Source organism: Chryseobacterium defluvii (assembly GCF_003634775.1).
Classification (GTDB): Bacteria; Bacteroidota; Bacteroidia; order Flavobacteriales; family Weeksellaceae; genus Chryseobacterium; species Chryseobacterium defluvii.
This window is the reverse complement of the sequence record NZ_RBXB01000001.1, coordinates 231,493-249,536: the sequence shown is the minus strand read 5'-3', so window position 1 is coordinate 249,536 and position 18,044 is coordinate 231,493. Positions and strand designations below refer to the sequence as shown.

Genomic DNA, 18,044 nt, shown 5'->3' with positions numbered 1-18,044 from the left:
TATGTTATTTCTTTTTATTTCTTTGCTGCTCTGTCATTTTCTGTTGCTCCTGAGCTTTCTCCATCATTTCTCTCATTCTCTTTTGGAACTTTCCTTCCGCTTTTGGCTTTTCTTTATTAGCCTGAATTTGTGCGTGAATCTTTTTCTCATCCAAAATCCAGTATTTAATAACAAGGATAATTAAAATATTGATGGCATTTGATACAAAATAATACCAAGATAAACCGGATGCAGATGTATTCAGGAAGAACAGGAATGTAATCGGGAAGATATACATTAATACTTTCATGTTCGGCATTCCTTCCTGTTGTGGCTGCTGAATATTTCCTGAAGTCATAATGGTATAAATAAGGATTACCACCGTACATGCCAACGCGAACACACTTAAATGATCGCCTAAGAAAGGAATGTTAAATGGTAACTTAATGAGATCATCATAAGCAGTTAAGTCTTTTGCAAACCAGAAGCCCTCCCCTCTTAAATCTATAAAGTTCGGGAAGAAACGGAATAAGGCATAGAAAATCGGGATTTGCACCAATGCCGGCAAACAACCTGCCATTTGATTGACACCTGCTTTTCTGTACACTTCCATAGTCGCCTGTTGCTTCTTCATCGGGTCTGCATCTTTCAATTTGGCATTCACCTCATCAATTTCAGGACGGATCACTCTCATCATCGCACTCAATTTATGCTGTTTGTACATAATTGGCGACAGGATAAGCTTTACAATGATTGTCAATATGAAAATAGCCCAGCCTGCAGTAACTCCCCAAGAAGAAATAAAGTTATACATCGGCATAAAGAACCAACGGTTCATGGATCCGATAAACGACCAGCCTAATGGTAAAATTTCATCAAAGTTTTTATCATAAGATTTCAATAAAGGCAGATCCAACGGCATGAAATACCATGAAAAATCCTGGTTCAATTCATTCCCGGTCATCTGAACAAAACCTTCGTAATTGAATTTCTTCAGATATTCTCCTTCTTCCACATTTTCCTGACTTCCTTTACTTTGTGTAAATCCGGTCTTAGCTTCAATGATTGATGAGAAAAACTGCTGTTTTACTCCTATCCAGTTTAAAGTTTCCTCCGGCTCATCCATAGTTGTTCTTGCATCGTAATCATAATCCTTATAATTATTGAATGCATAAGAAAATTCCGAGTGTGACTGCTCCTGGGATCTACCCTTTTCTAAGTTTCTTACATTATAGTTCCAGATGAAATCTGCTTTTGTATCAGAAGTAACCTTGGCAAGTCCCTGGGTTCTTACTTTAAAATCTAGGGTGTATTTCGGAAGTAATGTATAGATAAACTGGATAACAGCACCGCCGTAATTAGCGGTCATGGTCACTGAGTTTCCGTTAACTGTCGGAGAGAATACCAAATCTTTGGTATTGATCACTTTCCCTGTTTTATCTTTAAACTGAAATCCGTAGTTCGAATTATTTTTATTAATCAGATAAAGAGGCAGATCTGCTTTATCACTTTTCTGATCATAAGCTTTATATTGAGAAAGCTCTACTTTAGAAACCTGTCCTCCTAAGCTGGAAAATTCCAGTTTCAATTCGTTGTTGGCCAGATTGGAAACCTGAATCGCATTGGGAGTTACATTTGGATTGATATTACTTGCCTGAGTTTGTTTTACGGCAGTTTTTACCTGTTCAGTTTTTTGTTGCTGAGCTTTCAGCTCCTCTTCTTTTTGCTGCTTGTTCTGGAAATAGAACATGAAGCCGAAAAGAACCAAACATAAAACCGCAAAACTAATCATTTGACTTTTATCGAGTCCGTTGTTCTGTTGCATGTTGATTTTATTAAAATTTTATTTTTATCTGTACGTACAATTGTACTTACTTTTTGAGCTGACAAAAATACTGTTTTTTTATCAAAACTCTATCTTTTACCCTATTACAAAATAATAAACTCAGGCTGATAATAATCAACCTGAGTTTAAAGTAAGACGTTTATCGTATGTAATTACTTTATTTCGATGCACAAGCTTTAATAAAAGCTCTGAATAAAGGATGCGGTGTTGCTACCGTACTTTTATATTCCGGATGGTACTGTACTCCTACATAGAACGGATGGTCCGGCATTTCAAGGGCTTCAACCAATCCTGTTTCCGGGTTTGTCCCTGTAGCAAAAAAGCCTTTCTTTTCGAAATCCTGCAGATAATCGCTATTGAATTCATAACGGTGACGGTGTCTCTCCAAAATATTTTTGCTTCCGTAGATATCTGATAATTTAGAACCGTTTTTCAAAGCACATTTCCAAGCTCCAAGACGCATAGTTCCTCCTTTGTCCACAATATTCTTCTGCTCTTCCATTAATGAAATCACAGGATCCGGCGTAGCTGTATCGAATTCCATAGAGTTGGCTTTTGAATGTCCAAGGACATTTCTTGCAAACTCAATCGTCATAATCTGCATACCTAAACAGATTCCCAACATTGGAATTTTGTTTTCTCTTGCATATTGTGCGGTAAGAACTTTTCCTTCAATTCCTCTGTCTCCGAAGCCCGGAGCAATCAGAATTCCGTTCACTCCTTTTAAAGTTTCCTTGATATTTTCTTCTGTGATATCTCCACTGTATACCCATCTTACTTTCACACCTGTTTCCAGGTCTGCTCCTGCATGTTTGAAAGCTTCAGCAATAGAGATATAAGAATCCTGAAGAGAAATATATTTACCTACCAATGCAATTTCCACTGTCTTTTTAGGGTTCTGGAATTTCTTAAGGAAATTTTTCCAGTCTTTAAGATCAGCATCTTTATCGCTTTTAAGATCCAGCCCTTTTAAAACTACATCATCAAAATTTTGCTTTTGAAGATACATCGGAACCTCATAGATCGTATCCAAATCTTTACATTCAATGACATTATCTAAAGGAACGTTACAGAACTGAGCCAATTTTGCTCTCTGATCTTTTGGAATTTTATGTTCCGTTCTGCAGACTAATACATCTGCCATAATTCCGCTTTCCATCAATTGACGAACGGAATGTTGTGACGGTTTTGTTTTTAATTCTCCACTTGAAGCCAGATATGGCAATAAGGTCAAGTGGATGACCATAGAATTCTTCTCTCCCAATTCCCACTTCAGCTGGCGGACAGTTTCAATATAAGGAAGGGATTCAATATCTCCCACAGTTCCTCCGATCTCCGTAATGATGATATCGTAGTTCTGCTTGGAAAGAATTTTAATTCTACGCTTGATTTCGTTAGTAATATGGGGAATTACCTGAACTGTTTTTCCTAAAAAGTCTCCTTTTCTTTCTTTTTCAATAACAGTCTGGTAAATTTTTCCTGTAGTAACGTTGTTGTTTTGGGAAGTGGGAGCATCTAAGTATCGCTCGTAATGACCTAAATCCAGATCCGTCTCCGCACCATCTTCGGTTACATAGCATTCTCCGTGTTCATAAGGATTCAGTGTTCCTGGGTCGATGTTGATATAAGGATCTAGTTTTTGGATCGTTACATTAAAACCGCGTGATTTTAGTAGTAGTCCCAGAGAAGCAGAAACGATTCCTTTTCCCAAAGATGAAGTTACACCTCCTGTCACAAAGATGTATTTTGTATTCTTTTTACTCATTAGATTAGGTTTGTGCAAAGTTAGGGGAAAAAGAGATACAAGTCAAACCCGATTTTAATATTTCATATATTTGTTTTAAAACTTAATATAATCAATACATGAATTTTTTCAAAAAAATCTTTTCCTCAAGAAAACACACCCCGCATAATGAAAGTCCGGCAAGTATTTCCGGTGTTTATTCAACGGAATATTTTGACAAAAGATATACCGAACAAAATATATATGAAATGTCTTTCGACGACAGTATAAAAATGATCGAAAGTTATTACATAGATAATCATATCTCTCAAAAGCATACTATTATTAACCATCCAGTCAATTTGGATCAAATCATTCATGAAGGTCCGGGTTTCCATGCTTATTGCCAGAATTTCCAAATGGCGGATTCAATGGTCATATTAAATTTAGCAATTGTTTTTTCACAATATCTTATCAAGAATTTTGATTTTATATTATATAAGGATTCGGAACCTGAATATCCTTTAAGGGGCCTTACCTTAAAATATAATAACAATGGCGGGGTACTTTCTCTATATCCTTTTGAATACAGCCTAAAAGTATTGAATAATGAAGCTACATTCCAGAGCTTAGTTGAAAGAATTGAATCACAAATTCCTATGATACCTTCCTCAGAAGATGTGTTGAATAATCTGAAAGAGCTAAGACAAAATTTAAAAGAGTCTTAGGAGATCTTTAAATCAACTCAAAAGAAAGAAATTAAAAAATTTTCAAGAACTTCGCGGTATGGCAAAACTTAAAACAGCATATTTCTGTCAAAACTGCGGAACCCAGTATTCCCAATGGATGGGGCAATGCAAAAATTGCGGGCAATGGAACACTTTGGTGGAGGAAGTGATAGAAAAACCCTCCCATAAAAGCCTTCCTTCATCAAAATCGAAACAGCACGTCATTAATATTATTGAGGTTGAAACCAGTGAAGAACCAAGAATTAAAACCCCTTCTGAAGAACTCAATCGTGTATTGGGCGGCGGAATTGTTTTAGGTTCGGTCACTCTGATCGGTGGAGAACCCGGAATCGGAAAATCCACCCTTCTTCTTCAGCTTGCTTTGAAAATGAAGAAAAAGATTTTCTACGTTTCGGGGGAAGAAAGTGCGTCTCAGATCAAAATGAGGGCAGACCGATTAACAGAAATTCAGAATCCCAATTGTTTTCTCTTCACTGAAACTTCACTGGAGAAAATTCTTCACGAAGCCAAAAAGCTGGAACCCGATTTTATCATCATAGATTCCATTCAAACTTTACAGTCCCAGCTTATTGAAAGTTCACCGGGAACCGTTTCCCAGATCAGGGAATGTTCCAATGAGATCATCAAATATGCCAAAGAAAATAACACTCCTGTTTTTCTTGTAGGTCACATTACTAAAGACGGCCAAATTGCAGGACCGAAAGTTCTGGAGCACATGGTAGATGTCGTTTTGAATTTCGATGGGGACAGAAACCACCTTTTCAGATTGTTGAGAGCCAATAAAAACCGTTTCGGTTCAACTGCTGAAATCGGAATCTACGAAATGGTTGCACAAGGGCTGAGAGAAATCAAAAATCCTTCTGAAATTTTAATCACCAAGAAATTCGAAGAGCTTTCCGGAAATTCTGTTGCGGTAACATTGGAAGGAAACCGTCCTATGTTATTAGAGATCCAGGCTTTGGTGAGTACTGCCGTTTATGGAACTCCACAAAGAAGTTCAACAGGTTTTGATGCTAAAAGACTGAATATGCTTCTCGCCGTCCTGGAAAAAAGAGCAGGATTCCAATTGGGAGCCAAAGATGTTTTCCTGAATATTACAGGGGGAATTAAAACGGACGATCCGGCTTTAGATTTAGCTGTTGTAGCGTCTATCCTATCTTCCAATGAAGACATTGCTATTTCTGAACATTTTTGTTTTGCGGGCGAGATTGGTTTGAGCGGTGAAATTCGTCCTATCGCACAAGCTGAACAAAGGATTTCTGAAGCTGAAAAACTGGGTTATGAGAAAATTTTCATTTCCAATCTTAACAAAATTTCCAAGAAGAAATTCGGGATCAAAATTGAAGAGGTAAGTAAAATTGAAGAATTTCATGAAAGGCTTTTTTAAACTTATCCAGCTATTACAACCTTAAGCTAACTATTTATATTATAAAACTCTTATTTATATATTTGTCTCTAAAACCATTTTAAAACTAAATAATTATGAAAACAAAATTTACAGCTTTGTTGATTTTTTGTACAGGCTTGTTCTTTGCCCAAAATAAAGTTTTCCAGAATATCATTAATGAAAATAATTTACCTACTGAACAAAAAATACATAAAGAACTTGCTTCTAATTATACTTTAACGAAGTATTATCTGCAACCAGCTTTCAATTTACAGTCTGACCTACAGATCGCGCTTCCCACCAATAAAGAGATTACCGCTAAATTCAATCGTATTTTCAGATACAGCAACGGTACAGAATCGTATGTTTATGATATAGTGAATTCTCCCAACGCAGAATTAGTACTCTCAAAATACGACAATATTGTGACCGGAATGTATGCTTCCGGTACAGAAAAAGTGATGTTTCACCAAACTAAGGGAGACGTTTTTGCCCTATCGGTAGTAAGTGATGAAAAAATGATCAGCCAGGATTCTAAAAATGATTATGTTTTAGATCCTTCAATTTTAGACAATGCCAATAAAGTTAATGCCGATGTATGTTCCGCATCTACTCCGGTATGCAGTGCAACCAGAATCGATGTAATGGTTGTATACACTACCGCAGCAAGAACAGTCTGGGGCGGAGTTTCACAAAGTAATACCCTAATTGCTACTGCTGTTACTAATTTCAATACGGCACTTATTAATTCCGGAGTTACCAACACCACTATCAACCTGGTATATTCGGGGGAAATATCCTATACAGAGTCTGGGAATATCAATACAGACCTTACAAGATTCAGAACCAACGGCGACTCTTATATGGATGATGTACACACCTTGAGAACGACATATGGAGCAGATCTTTGCAGTCTGGTTACCTCTACTCCAACGAACACTTGTGGTTTAGGAAACCTTAATACGAATCCTACCAACTACAGTAGTAACGCTGCTTTTTCTGTGACCATCTATAACTGTGTAGTATCCAATTATTCTTTAGCTCACGAGATGGGACATAATATGGGGCTTAATCATGACTGGTATGTTGCAACAGGCTCTCTTCCTTGCAGTCACCAACACGGCTATATTAATCAGACAGCCATTACTTTAGGAACAGCCAGCGCTTCTTCTCAAAGATGGAGAACTATTATGGCTTATAATGATCAGTGTACTGCTGCTTCCATCAGTTGTACCAGAATCAACCGTTGGGCAAACCCGAACGTCAATTACAATACGGAACCTACAGGAATTGCTATAGGGAATACAAATCCTTCAGATGAAGCTTTCGGCTTTTCCCGTTTTGCGTGTGTGGTTTCGAATTTTATGCCTGAAGCTAATTTAGCTACAGCGGATATCAATTTTAAATCTAAAGAATTTATTTTATATCCTAATCCGGCAAAAGATATTATTCACATTTCCATTAATGATAACAAAAAGTATTCATTCAAAGTAATCAACTCTCTTGGCCAGCTCTTACTGACTACTTCAGAAAAAAGTATCCATTTAAAAGGTCTTGCTTCCGGAGAATATTTCCTTAGCATTTATGATGAAAAAAATACGTTGATTGGAAATAAGAAATTTATTGTCCAATAATCTTCAAAAAAATATTATTTAAATCCTCCGAATCAATAAAATATTCGGAGGATTTAATTTTATGTGTTATATTGGTATATGAATTATCTGGCTCACTCATTTCTCACCTTTTCTGACGGACAGATTGTCGGACAGTTTTTAGAAGACTTTATTCCCAATAAAGAGCGTTTTTCTTTTCCCAGGGATATTCAGGAGGGAATTACATTGCACAGAGCTATTGATACGTTTACAGATTCTCACCCGGCTATCCATGAAGCTAAAAAAATATTCAGTCCTCTTGTAAGATTATATTCGGGAGCATTTGTAGATGTTGCCATGGATTATTTCGTAGCCAACGATCTCACCCTGAACTCGCTTCATGGCTGGAAAGAACATTCCCTGAAAGTATACAGAGTTCTTCATGAATATGAAATATGGCTCCCGGAGAATCTAAAAAGGATGTTAATAAGAATGGAACAGGATGACTGGCTGTATAATTACCGTGAAAACCAGGGCATACAATTCAGTATGCAAAATGTTCTTCATAAAGCTAAATATTTAGATAAAGACATTCCGGTATTTAATATATTCCTCCAAAACAAAGATATTCTTCAACAATGTTATGACACCTTTTTTCCTGACCTGGAAGCACATGTTAAAGGAATGAACAGCCTACTTCAATTGGAAAATTAAAATAATTAAATAAAAAAAACACTCACGGGAGTAAGTGTTTTTTACTATTTGTGTTAATAGAATTCTGCGTCTGTCTCCAGACAAAAAATTGAGGGTTCAAGGTTATTTTTTAATAGTTATTTGTTAAATCCACATTGAACTAATCCCTACCTAAACAAAAAATTATTATTTTATCAGACAAATAATTAAAAAAATATCATTAATAATAAATTTAATTTAAATATTATATAAAAGTAAACAATAAATAATAAATCCTGTATTATTTTTTATGATATTTTAACTTATTAACACAAATTTAATAAAAATACTTTAAAAACAAGTACATTAACAAATATTAATTTGCATTCATTATCGTCACCTACCTGCTATAAAAATTAAAAAAACTGATTATCAGACTATTAAATAAATCATTATTAAATAAAATAATTCACACAAAAGTGTAAAACAGTATATGTGATTACAATACTGTTCCTTGAAAAAATAGATAGAAAGTTAGAATTGTTTGTATAAATAACGATCAGGATAAGTCAGTTTTTCACTTTTTCTTTCCCCATATGCGATGATATGTACAATATTGATTTGATCATCAAACAGGTTATATAAAAAACTTACGGCTGTTTCTATCTTTTTAGGATGATCAACCGCTTCCGATTCCAAAAAAATATTTACAGATTCATTATCTTCCTCATATCCCAGATAATCAATCTTTAAAAATTTGTTATTGGTTTTTAGCTTCAGATACTCTGCACAATAACCTTTTAAGGCCTCATTAAGTAGCGATTTATATTTTGGATCATTAAAATGAAGTGACTTTCCGTATTTTTTATTCAATGCATTTTCCAGGTCGTCAAGAAAAAAACGCCCGGTAATTTCAAATGTTTTCGATTTTGAATTATAGCTGATTTCTACAGAACCCACATGATACGGATGAATATCTTTTGCGAAAGCCTGTAAAGAAAAAAACAGAATTCCTATAATCAGAAATATTTTTTTACCCATTGTCTGTTGAAATTTGTTCCGAAATTAATCATTATTTTCGTAAGCTTTAATATAATATTCTATGATGCAGGATTTTTTATTCTATCTGAACCTCGGCTGGGAACACATTATTTCATTAGACGCCTTAGACCATCAGCTTTTTGTATTAGCTCTGATCGCAGTATACTCTTATCAGGACTGGAAGAAAATTCTGATTCTTGTAACAGCTTTCACTATCGGCCATTCCATTACCCTGGCGTTAAGTATTTTAGATATTTTCCGGGTTCCTTCAGACTGGGTTGAATTCCTGATTCCTCTAACTATAGTTTTGACTTCATTAGATAATATCATCATGAAAAACAAAAAACAGACCCTGATGAAGGCCAATTATTACCTGGCCCTAGTCTTTGGGCTTATCCATGGAATGGGATTCGCCAATACCGCAAGAGTGATGATTGCTAAAAGTCAAAGCATTGCGATTCCGCTTCTGGGATTCAATATTGGACTGGAACTGGGTCAAATACTAATTGTACTGGCAATTCTTATTCTACTCTTTATGTTATTGAATGTGTTCAAGGTAAATAAAAAAGACTGGATCCTTTTTGTCTCATCAGGGGTATTCGCCTTATCATTAAAAATGGCGTTGGAAAGAATTCCCTTTTAGTATTGAAACATTTTCAACTTTTCAACTACTTATTATTATATTTGAAAATTCTAAACAATTTTGTCATGAAATTAAAAGTAACTTTACTTTCAGCATTTGCTTATATAGGCTTAACGGCTCAAAATATTCAAAATAATCCGGGAAGCAATCACGGAAATAAATTTGAACAATTGGGAACCATTCTTCCTACTCCCAATATTTACCGAGCTGCTTCAGGTGCACCCGGACAAGGATACTGGCAAAACAGGGCAGATTATGAAATTTCGGCGTACCTTGATGAAGACAAAAGAAATCTGAAAGGTTCCGAAACAGTTACTTACTACAATAATTCGCCAGACGATCTGGATTATATATGGCTGCAGTTGGATGAAAACCAGCAATCCAATATTAAAAATGCGGATTATGACAACTCATCCACCCTTCCAAGAATGGCCAGCGATCAGCAGTTGAGAACTACCGATCTTCCTGCAAAAGACAACGGGTATGGTGTAAACCTGGAGAAGGTGACGGATGCTTCGGGAAATAATTTAAAATACGTGGTCAACAAAACAATGATGCGTATTGACCTTCCGAAAATTTTAAAAAAAGGTGAAAAATTTGTCTTTAAAATAGACTGGAACTACAATATTCCCAACAGGATAGCGAAAGGAGGACGTGGAGGTTATGAAAATTTCCCTGAAGACGGAAATGATCTTTATACTATGACTCAATGGTATCCCAGAATGTGCGTTTATAGTGATTTCCAGGGATGGCAAAACCACCAGTTCACCGGCAGAGGTGAATTTGCTTTGGTATTCGGAAATTTCAAAGTGTCTATGAATGTCCCTGCAGATCACGTTGTGGGCGGTACAGGAGAATGTAAAAATTACGAACAAGTTTTATCTTCAGATCAGTTAGCCCGATACAGAAAGGCACAAAATGCTAATGAGCCAGTGGAAATCGTAACCCTGGATGAAGCGAAAAAAGCAGAAAAAAATCATTCAAAACAAAGAAAAACATGGACGTTTGAAGCAAGCAACGTAAGAGATTTTGCATGGACGTCTTCCCGAAAATTCGTTTGGGACGGTATGAGCGTTACGATTCCTGAGAACAACAATAAAGTAATGGCCATGAGCTTCTATCCTAAGGAATCTTACGGATTATATAGAAAATACTCTACTAAAGCAGTGGCCCACACTATTAAAACATATTCGGAATTCACTATTCCTTATCCCTATCCTGTAGCACAATCTGTGGAAGCAGCCAACGGAATGGAATACCCTATGATCTGCTTCAATTACGGGAGAACCGAGAAAGACGGAACGTATTCCGAAGGAATCAAGAATGGAATGCTTGGTGTAATTATCCACGAAGTAGGACACAACTTCTTCCCGATGATCATCAACTCCGATGAAAGACAATGGAGCTGGATGGATGAAGGATTAAATACTTTTGTAGAATATCTTACGGAAGAAAAGTGGGACAATAAATTCCCTTCAAAACGTGGTCCGGCATGGACGATTGTAGACTATATGAAGCTTCCGAAAGATCAGCTGGAACCTATTATGACCAACTCGGAAAATATTACTCATTTCGGACCGAATGCCTATTCAAAACCGGCCACCGGATTGAATATCCTTCGTGAAACCATCATGGGCAGAGAACTTTTTGATAAGGCTTTTAAAACCTATTCCAAGAGATGGGCTTTCAAACATCCTGAACCTGCAGATTTCTTCAGAACAATGGAAGATGCAAGCGGCGAAGACCTTGACTGGTTCTGGAGAGGATGGTTTTACGGAACAGACCCTGTGGATATTGCCATTGAAAAAGTTACGATTGCAACACCGGATCTGGATGCCGTTCCAAAATCCAACGAAGTAAAATATAAAGTGGATAAGCCTGTACAGAATGATTTTGAAGATATCTCAAAAATCAGAAACAGAGAAGATAAAAACATTACGTTCTACGTAGACAAAGATAAAGACGTACAGGATTTTTATTACCGCTATGACAGAGGACAGGAAAAAGTGGACACCAATAAAGAGTACTCTTTCAAGGTTGATAATATGGCAAGTCTTGATACAAAAGATAAAGAGAAATTCAAAAATATCACTGCCTATCAGATCGATTTTGCCAATAAAGGCGGACTGGTAATGCCAATTATTCTTGAATTCACTTTTGAAGACGGTTCAAAATTACATGACAAGTCTTCTGCGCAAATCTGGAGACATGATGAGGAAAAAGTTTCAAAGACTTATTATTTCAATAAAAAAGTGAAATCCATCCAACTGGACCCGATGAGAGAAACAGCAGATATTGATACGTCAAACAATTTCTGGAGTGATGGCGGATCCGGTTCTGAATCTTCAAAATTCCAGGTGTTCAAACAGAAACAGCAAGACGGCATAAGAGGGGGAGCCAATGGAAAAGTAAACCCGATGCAGGCCGCCGGAAAGAAAAATTAATTGTAAAAAATAAAATTCATTAAAAAAAGTATTCAGAACTTGAATACTTTTTTTAATTTTTATAGCCCAAGCCCTCCGGACAGAGTGGCTTTTTTTCTTCCAGATCTTCATAAGAATGCTAAAACTTGTTTTTCGTCGTCATTATACCTCTTTTGGACATCGAACAATATCCATTAAGATAAAAAAAATTATTTTTAAAACACCAAAAGTCAAAGGTCCTGATTGACGTAAAATGTTCAGGGGTGCTAAAAAACAAAATATTACTTATGAAAAATGCCAAATCATTAAGCAGAGACGCCCAAAAAGTTATTTTCGGAGGCGCAAGAACCGTTTGTTGTGAATACAATGATCAGGGGAAATGTATTTTATGGATCGGACCCGGACAGAATTGTCCTTAATCCAACATTACTAAAATGAAAAAACAAAAGCCGGAAGTTTCCGGCTTTTGTTTTTTCATTTTTCTGCCAAATTTTCACATCCGGAAATAAAACTCTGCCAAAAATTTCGTTTCAGGTACTTGGCATACATTTAGAGAAATTCAAGACAGTAATAAAATTTAAAACAGATATATTATGTCAGTAAACTTTAAACCATTGGCAGACAGAGTTCTAATAGAGCCAATTGCTGCAGAAACTAAAACAGCTTCAGGTATTATTATTCCGGACACGGCAAAAGAAAAACCACAAGAAGGTACGGTAGTAGCAGTAGGTCCTGGTAAAAAAGATGAGCCTACAACAGTTAAAGTAGGTGACAAAGTACTTTACGGAAAATATTCAGGAGCCGAATTAAAATTGGAAGGAAAAGATTACTTAATCGTAAGAGAATCTGATTTATTGGGAATCATCGGATAGGCTTCTTGCTATTGGCTTTTGGCTAATGGCGTTTCTGCATAAAATTAGCTTTATGAGAGATTTTAAAAAGTTTGAAGTTTGGCAATTAAGCCATCAGCTCACTTTAAAAATGTATACTTTGACTAAAAATTTTCCTAAAGAAGAAATTTTTGGGCTCACTTCTCAGATCAGAAGATCGTTCGCTTCAATTGGATATAATATTTCAGAAGGGAGCGGCAGAAATTCAGATAAAGAGTTTGCTAATTTTATTAACATTGCATTAGGATCGTCCAATGAAGCTGAAAACCAATTAGTTCTTGCAAAAGATTTAGGATACATTAATGAAAATGATTACCAAAGTCTTCTGGAAGAATTAACAATATTGAAAAAGAAGCTTGTAACGCTTTGGAACAAACTAAAAACAAATTAAAAAATAATTAAACTTGCGACTTGCTTACGCTAAAAGCCAAAGGCAAGCCGCCAAAAGCTAAACATTATGGCAAAAGATATTAAATTCGATATTGAATCTAGAGACGCTTTAAAAAGAGGTGTTGATGCATTGGCAAATGCAGTAAAAGTAACTTTAGGACCTAAAGGGAGAAATGTAGTGATTGAAAAATCTTTCGGTGCTCCTCACGTTACTAAAGACGGTGTTTCTGTAGCAAAAGAAATCGAACTTGAAGATAAAGTAGAAAACATGGGAGCTCAAATGGTAAAAGAAGTAGCTTCCAAAACTAATGATATCGCAGGAGACGGTACAACTACCGCTACTGTATTGGCACAGGCTATCGTAAGAGAAGGTCTTAAGAACGTAGCTGCAGGTGCAAATCCAATGGATCTGAAAAGAGGTATTGATAAAGCAGTAACAACAGTAGTTGCCAATCTTAAATCTCAATCTCAGGAAGTGGGAGATTCTTCTGAAAAAATTAAGCAGGTAGCTTCTATTTCTGCAAACAACGACGATACCATCGGTTCTCTGATCGCTGAAGCGTTCGGAAAAGTAGGTAAAGAAGGAGTAATTACTGTAGAAGAAGCAAAAGGTACTGATACAACTGTTGATGTTGTAGAGGGAATGCAGTTCGACAGAGGATACCAGTCGCCTTACTTCGTGACAAATCCTGAGAAAATGTTAGCTGAACTTGAAAATCCATACATCCTTTTGGTAGAGAAGAAAATCTCTTCCATGAAAGAATTGCTTCCTGTTCTTGAGCCAATCGCACAAGGAGGTAAATCCTTATTGATCATCTCTGAAGAAGTGGAAGGAGAAGCTTTGGCAACTTTAGTAGTAAACAAATTGAGAGGTTCTCTTAAAATTGCTGCGGTAAAAGCTCCGGGATTCGGAGACAGAAGAAAAGCAATGTTAGAAGATATCGCCATCCTAACAGGTGGACAGGTTATTTCTGAAGAGCAAGGTTTCACGATGGAAAACATCTCTTTGGATATGTTGGGAACTGCTGAGAAAGTGTCTATTGATAAAGATAACACAACGATCGTAAACGGTGGTGGTGACGAGAGCAAGATCAAAGGAAGAGTTTCCCAGATCAAAGCTCAGATGGAAACTTCCACTTCTGATTATGACAAAGAAAAACTTCAGGAAAGACTGGCTAAATTAGCTGGTGGTGTTGCTGTACTTTATGTAGGTGCTGCTTCTGAAGTGGAAATGAAGGAGAAAAAAGACAGAGTAGACGACGCTCTTCACGCAACAAGAGCTGCTGTAGAAGAAGGTATCGTTGCTGGTGGTGGTGTTGCTTTGGTAAGAGCAATCACTTCATTGGAAAATCTTTCCGGAGCTAATGCTGATGAAACTACAGGGATCAAAATCGTAAAAAGAGCCATCGAAGAGCCTTTAAGACAAATCGTTGCTAACGCAGGTGGTGAAGGTTCTGTAATCGTTGCTAAAGTAGCGGAAGGTACAGGAGATTTCGGATACAATGCTAAAACTGACGAGTATGTAAACATGCTTGAAGCAGGAATCATTGACCCTACGAAAGTAACAAGAGTTGCCCTTGAAAATGCAGCTTCTGTTTCAGGAATGCTTTTAACTACTGAATGTGTAATCACTGAAGTGAAAAAAGACGAACCAGCCATGCCAATGGGTGGAGGAATGCCGGGAATGATGTAACGGTCAGCGACCGAGGCAAATTAATATATAAGCCGTTCTACTTTTGTAGGGCGGTTTTCTTATTTTGTACCAACCTAATTCGTAAATTTGAATATTAATGTAAATAAAACAATAACCACTTATGAAAGAATTATATCAATCTCTGGGACTAACTACAAATTTATTTTCAAAATTTTCAGCAGAAGAAGAAATAGAGTATTTAGATTCAATTTATGTCATACCTAAATACTTTAATTCTCTTTATAGTAATCTGAAAGATGCAAGTAGCCGTTTTATCATAGGTTCAAGAGGAAGTGGAAAAACAGCATTAATATTACAGTTAAAAAATGCTCTTGAAAATGAGGAGGTATATACTTTTCTTTTAGATAATTTCGAGAACATTCCCAAAAAGGATAATGAAAAATATTTCATATTTGAAATTATACAAGGAATTACTTCTGACTTTAGCTTAATATTAGCAAAAAATCCTAGTTTACTAAAAAAACTTAATAAATTTGAGAAAGAGAAACTATCATTCATTATAGAAGAGTTTTTTAAAACTTTAAGTAAAAAAGAATATCTGGATAGAAACAATAAAGTAAAGCGTTTCAAAACGCAGAATTGGCTAAAGGATTTTTTTAATTCTTATCTAAATAAGCCAATAAATCTTTTAATTTCTGGAGGAATAGAAATTTTCTCTGATTCTGTAGCAAAATCACTTGGTTTACCTAAAGTTCAAACTCAAAATTTTTATAAGAATTATTTTCCAGAATTTAAAATTTCTACTCCTGAGAAAAAATTAACTATAAAAGATTTTGAATACAATTCATTAAAAGAAATTTTAATTGATTTATGTAAAATTATAAAAAAAATTGGCTACAGAAATGTTGTTATTCTAATTGATAAGATTGATGAAAATCGAAATTTAAAAGGTTCAATTAATGATGTTTGCAACTTTATCGAAGAAATACTAAAAGATACAAATCTTTTAATGCAAAATGATTTTGGTTTGGTATTTAGTATATGGGATGAAGTTAGAAACGTTTTAGCATCGCGAGGGGTTCGCTTTGATAAATTCCGGCCTATCGATGTAACTTGGACTAATGAAGAAATCACTGAAATTATAAACAAAAGAATTGGTTTTTTTTCTAACAATTCAAAAGAAATTGATGACCTTTTAGTTGATAGAAATGAAAAAAATGGGATTATTGAATTAGCAAATTATTCACCTCGAGATTTGTTCCATTTACTAGCAAATATTTACGATGAACAATCTGTTATTAATAGTTCCAGTACCTTTTTCACTCATGAAGCAATTAATAATGGAAAACTAAAGTTTTGTAAGGAATATGAATATTATGCATTATTTCCATCTAATAGAAATTCAAAAGATGATGTTTTTAGAAATATTAATAGGTTGCTCAAGACTGCAAAAACAAAATTAAGATCAAATGACTTAGCATCTGTTTTAAAAGTCAATCCAGCCACAGCGAATTCATACATCAAAATCATGTCTGATTTTAATTTCATTAAAATGACAGACGAACAATATGTTTATAATGTTATTGATCCTAAAATTAGGCATATGATTGAAAACAAAATTATAGAAATATAAATTGTAAAGAAACATCGATTTTCAACTTTCCCGTTTCGCAAAGTCTATGACTTTACCTCAGCAAAATAAAATACCTCTTTAAAAACAAGCTCCAAAGTCTTCAGACTTTGGAGCTTGTCTTATTCGATTTTAAAATCGAATAATTCTTGAGGATGAACTTCTAAACCTTTCGCTAACTCCTGTATTGTTGAAATCCTTAAGTCAACTTCTCCTTTTTCAATTTTGCTGATATTACTATGGTCAACATCACATTTTTGAGCTAACTCACGATAGCTTAATCCCATCTTCTTTCTAAATTTTTCAACTCTTTTCCCAAAAGCTATTCGAAATTCAATTTTGTCCATTGTAAATACCATTATCAAGCAATTTGGAAAGTTTACAATAAAAAAATGTAGTTGAATTAACCTACAATTAGAAAATTATATTATATTTGTACCATAAGCTACAATAAATGTAGCTTTGCGATACTTCAACAAAATATAGAAGCTATTGCTTAGAATCTTGTAATAGAAAACTGGTAATTTTTAAACACACGAGACGATAAGCAGAAGCTCACGACCTAGGCGTGGGCTCTCTTATCCTGTGTGTGGGTATACCAGTACCTCTATTACGGATATTGTAGAGTTCCATGCCGTTTTTATTTTCATGCCGTTCTGTTCTTCTACAATCATCTTTTTCTAAGCCTGCTTTACAACATAAAGTATCATGATACGGTACAATGGAGTGCACAATCCATTGCGGCTTTAGGGCTTTAAAAAACACAAATTCTATCATATTTATGGCTTGTATGGCAGGAAGTTCAGGCGGACTTCCTCCTTTACGGCCAGTAAAATCGTACAGTAAAAAATACAAATTCATGAAAAAAAACAAAACAGACTTTCAATTTCGGCTTGGGAAATATCGCAGGAAACATTGCGGCTTACAGCTCATGGAAACCTTTTTCCAGCTGAATGAACTTTCAGCATCTAAAGAACAGCTAAACAGCATTATGAACCATGCCGTCAAAAGATATAGCCGGATAAAAGAAGACCCCTCCGTCATTTTTCATTTTCACCGGGCTATGCGGTCTTTCATCCGGGCAGGTTACCTCATCACATTGCAGGAAAGGAAAAAGACCGTTAATATTCAGTTGGAAGAAGTCTCTCCACTGGTTCTTGGCCTGCTTTCGGAGAAAGAATACCAACATCCGTTGTTGGTATTTAAAAAAGCGTTCAAAGAATACAGTATCAAAGAATTTGAGTATTTTATTTCCGGGATGGTCTATTTTTCACTGGGAATCCATAACCATCTGCCGGAAAGGAATATGATAAGCCCGTACATTCATCTGACCAAAATGCTGGATGCGGGGTATCTCATTCTTGAAAGAAGGGAGAAAAAATAAGTTTTTTACAAAAATTCACAAAAACTAAAACAACATTATTG

Annotated in this window: 16 protein-coding genes; 12 read left to right on the top strand and 4 right to left on the bottom strand. The window is 35.5% G+C overall.

The annotated features are described in order from the left end of the window. Positions 1–4: 4 nt before the first annotated feature. Together yidC and BCF58_RS01125 are read right to left on the bottom strand one after the other, a co-directional pair. Positions 5–1,804 (bottom strand): membrane protein insertase YidC, encoded by a 1,800-nt coding sequence (gene yidC / locus BCF58_RS01130; RefSeq protein WP_121459965.1) that lies wholly within the window; start codon positions 1,802–1,804, stop codon positions 5–7. A gap of 178 nt (positions 1,805–1,982) precedes the next feature. Beyond that, entirely contained in the window at positions 1,983–3,590 is a 1,608-nt protein-coding gene (locus tag BCF58_RS01125; protein ID WP_121459964.1) for a CTP synthase, read from the bottom strand. A 98-nt stretch (positions 3,591–3,688) separates the two neighbouring features. Here BCF58_RS01125 and BCF58_RS01120 point away from each other — a divergent pair, with 98 nt between their 5' ends. The 4 genes from BCF58_RS01120 to BCF58_RS01105 all read left to right on the top strand — a co-directional run bounded on the left by BCF58_RS01120 (position 3,689) and on the right by BCF58_RS01105 (position 7,990). Next, a complete protein-coding gene (locus tag BCF58_RS01120; protein ID WP_121459963.1) occupies positions 3,689–4,276 on the top strand; it encodes a hypothetical protein in 588 nt (195 codons plus the stop codon). Positions 4,277–4,334: 58 nt separating this feature from the next. Next, the gene (gene radA / locus BCF58_RS01115) at positions 4,335–5,684 is read left to right on the top strand and encodes a DNA repair protein RadA (RefSeq protein ID WP_121459962.1); all 1,350 of its coding nucleotides are present in this window, start codon (positions 4,335–4,337) and stop codon (positions 5,682–5,684) included. Positions 5,685–5,779: 95 nt separating this feature from the next. Further along, positions 5,780–7,318, top strand: a complete 1,539-nt coding sequence (locus BCF58_RS01110; protein ID WP_121459961.1) for a M12 family metallo-peptidase — start codon at positions 5,780–5,782, stop codon at positions 7,316–7,318. A gap of 78 nt (positions 7,319–7,396) precedes the next feature. Further along, positions 7,397–7,990 carry an acyl carrier protein phosphodiesterase gene (locus tag BCF58_RS01105; protein ID WP_121459960.1) on the top strand — a complete coding sequence of 198 codons (594 nt, stop codon included), beginning with the start codon at positions 7,397–7,399 and terminating at the stop codon, positions 7,988–7,990. 492 nt (positions 7,991–8,482) lie between these two features. On the opposite strand, the gene BCF58_RS01100 is transcribed toward BCF58_RS01105, so the two are convergent. Then, positions 8,483–8,989, bottom strand: coding sequence for a DUF6702 family protein (locus BCF58_RS01100; RefSeq protein WP_121459959.1), 507 nt, complete (start codon positions 8,987–8,989; stop codon positions 8,483–8,485). 64 nt (positions 8,990–9,053) lie between these two features. Here BCF58_RS01100 and BCF58_RS01095 point away from each other — a divergent pair, with 64 nt between their 5' ends. The 7 genes from BCF58_RS01095 (at position 9,054) to BCF58_RS01070 (ending at position 16,622) form a co-directional block, all read left to right on the top strand. Beyond that, positions 9,054–9,632 (top strand): HupE/UreJ family protein, encoded by a 579-nt coding sequence (locus tag BCF58_RS01095; protein WP_121459958.1) that lies wholly within the window; start codon positions 9,054–9,056, stop codon positions 9,630–9,632. A 65-nt stretch (positions 9,633–9,697) separates the two neighbouring features. Beyond that, complete coding sequence (locus BCF58_RS01090; RefSeq protein ID WP_121459957.1) at positions 9,698–12,076, top strand: M1 family aminopeptidase; 2,379 nt, start codon at positions 9,698–9,700, stop codon at positions 12,074–12,076. A 266-nt stretch (positions 12,077–12,342) separates the two neighbouring features. Next, positions 12,343–12,474 carry a hypothetical protein gene (locus BCF58_RS17635; protein ID WP_262696982.1) on the top strand — a complete coding sequence of 44 codons (132 nt, stop codon included), beginning with the start codon at positions 12,343–12,345 and terminating at the stop codon, positions 12,472–12,474. A 174-nt stretch (positions 12,475–12,648) separates the two neighbouring features. Next, positions 12,649–12,927 (top strand): co-chaperone GroES, encoded by a 279-nt coding sequence (locus BCF58_RS01085; protein ID WP_121459956.1) that lies wholly within the window; start codon positions 12,649–12,651, stop codon positions 12,925–12,927. A 52-nt stretch (positions 12,928–12,979) separates the two neighbouring features. After that, on the top strand, positions 12,980–13,336 hold the full coding sequence (locus BCF58_RS01080; RefSeq protein WP_121459955.1) for a four helix bundle protein: 357 nt from the start codon (positions 12,980–12,982) through the stop codon (positions 13,334–13,336). Between the two features lie 66 nt (positions 13,337–13,402). Beyond that, on the top strand, positions 13,403–15,028 hold the full coding sequence (gene groL, locus BCF58_RS01075) for a chaperonin GroEL (protein ID WP_121459954.1): 1,626 nt from the start codon (positions 13,403–13,405) through the stop codon (positions 15,026–15,028). Positions 15,029–15,149: 121 nt separating this feature from the next. After that, the gene (locus tag BCF58_RS01070) at positions 15,150–16,622 is read left to right on the top strand and encodes a P-loop ATPase, Sll1717 family (protein ID WP_121459953.1); all 1,473 of its coding nucleotides are present in this window, start codon (positions 15,150–15,152) and stop codon (positions 16,620–16,622) included. Positions 16,623–16,741: 119 nt separating this feature from the next. Here the strand turns inward: BCF58_RS01070 and BCF58_RS01065 are convergent, their stop codons facing one another. Continuing rightward, complete coding sequence (locus BCF58_RS01065; protein ID WP_109622130.1) at positions 16,742–16,966, bottom strand: helix-turn-helix domain-containing protein; 225 nt, start codon at positions 16,964–16,966, stop codon at positions 16,742–16,744. A gap of 512 nt (positions 16,967–17,478) precedes the next feature. Here BCF58_RS01065 and BCF58_RS01055 point away from each other — a divergent pair. Beyond that, positions 17,479–18,003 (top strand): hypothetical protein, encoded by a 525-nt coding sequence (locus BCF58_RS01055; RefSeq protein WP_121459950.1) that lies wholly within the window; start codon positions 17,479–17,481, stop codon positions 18,001–18,003. Positions 18,004–18,044 lie beyond the last annotated feature (41 nt).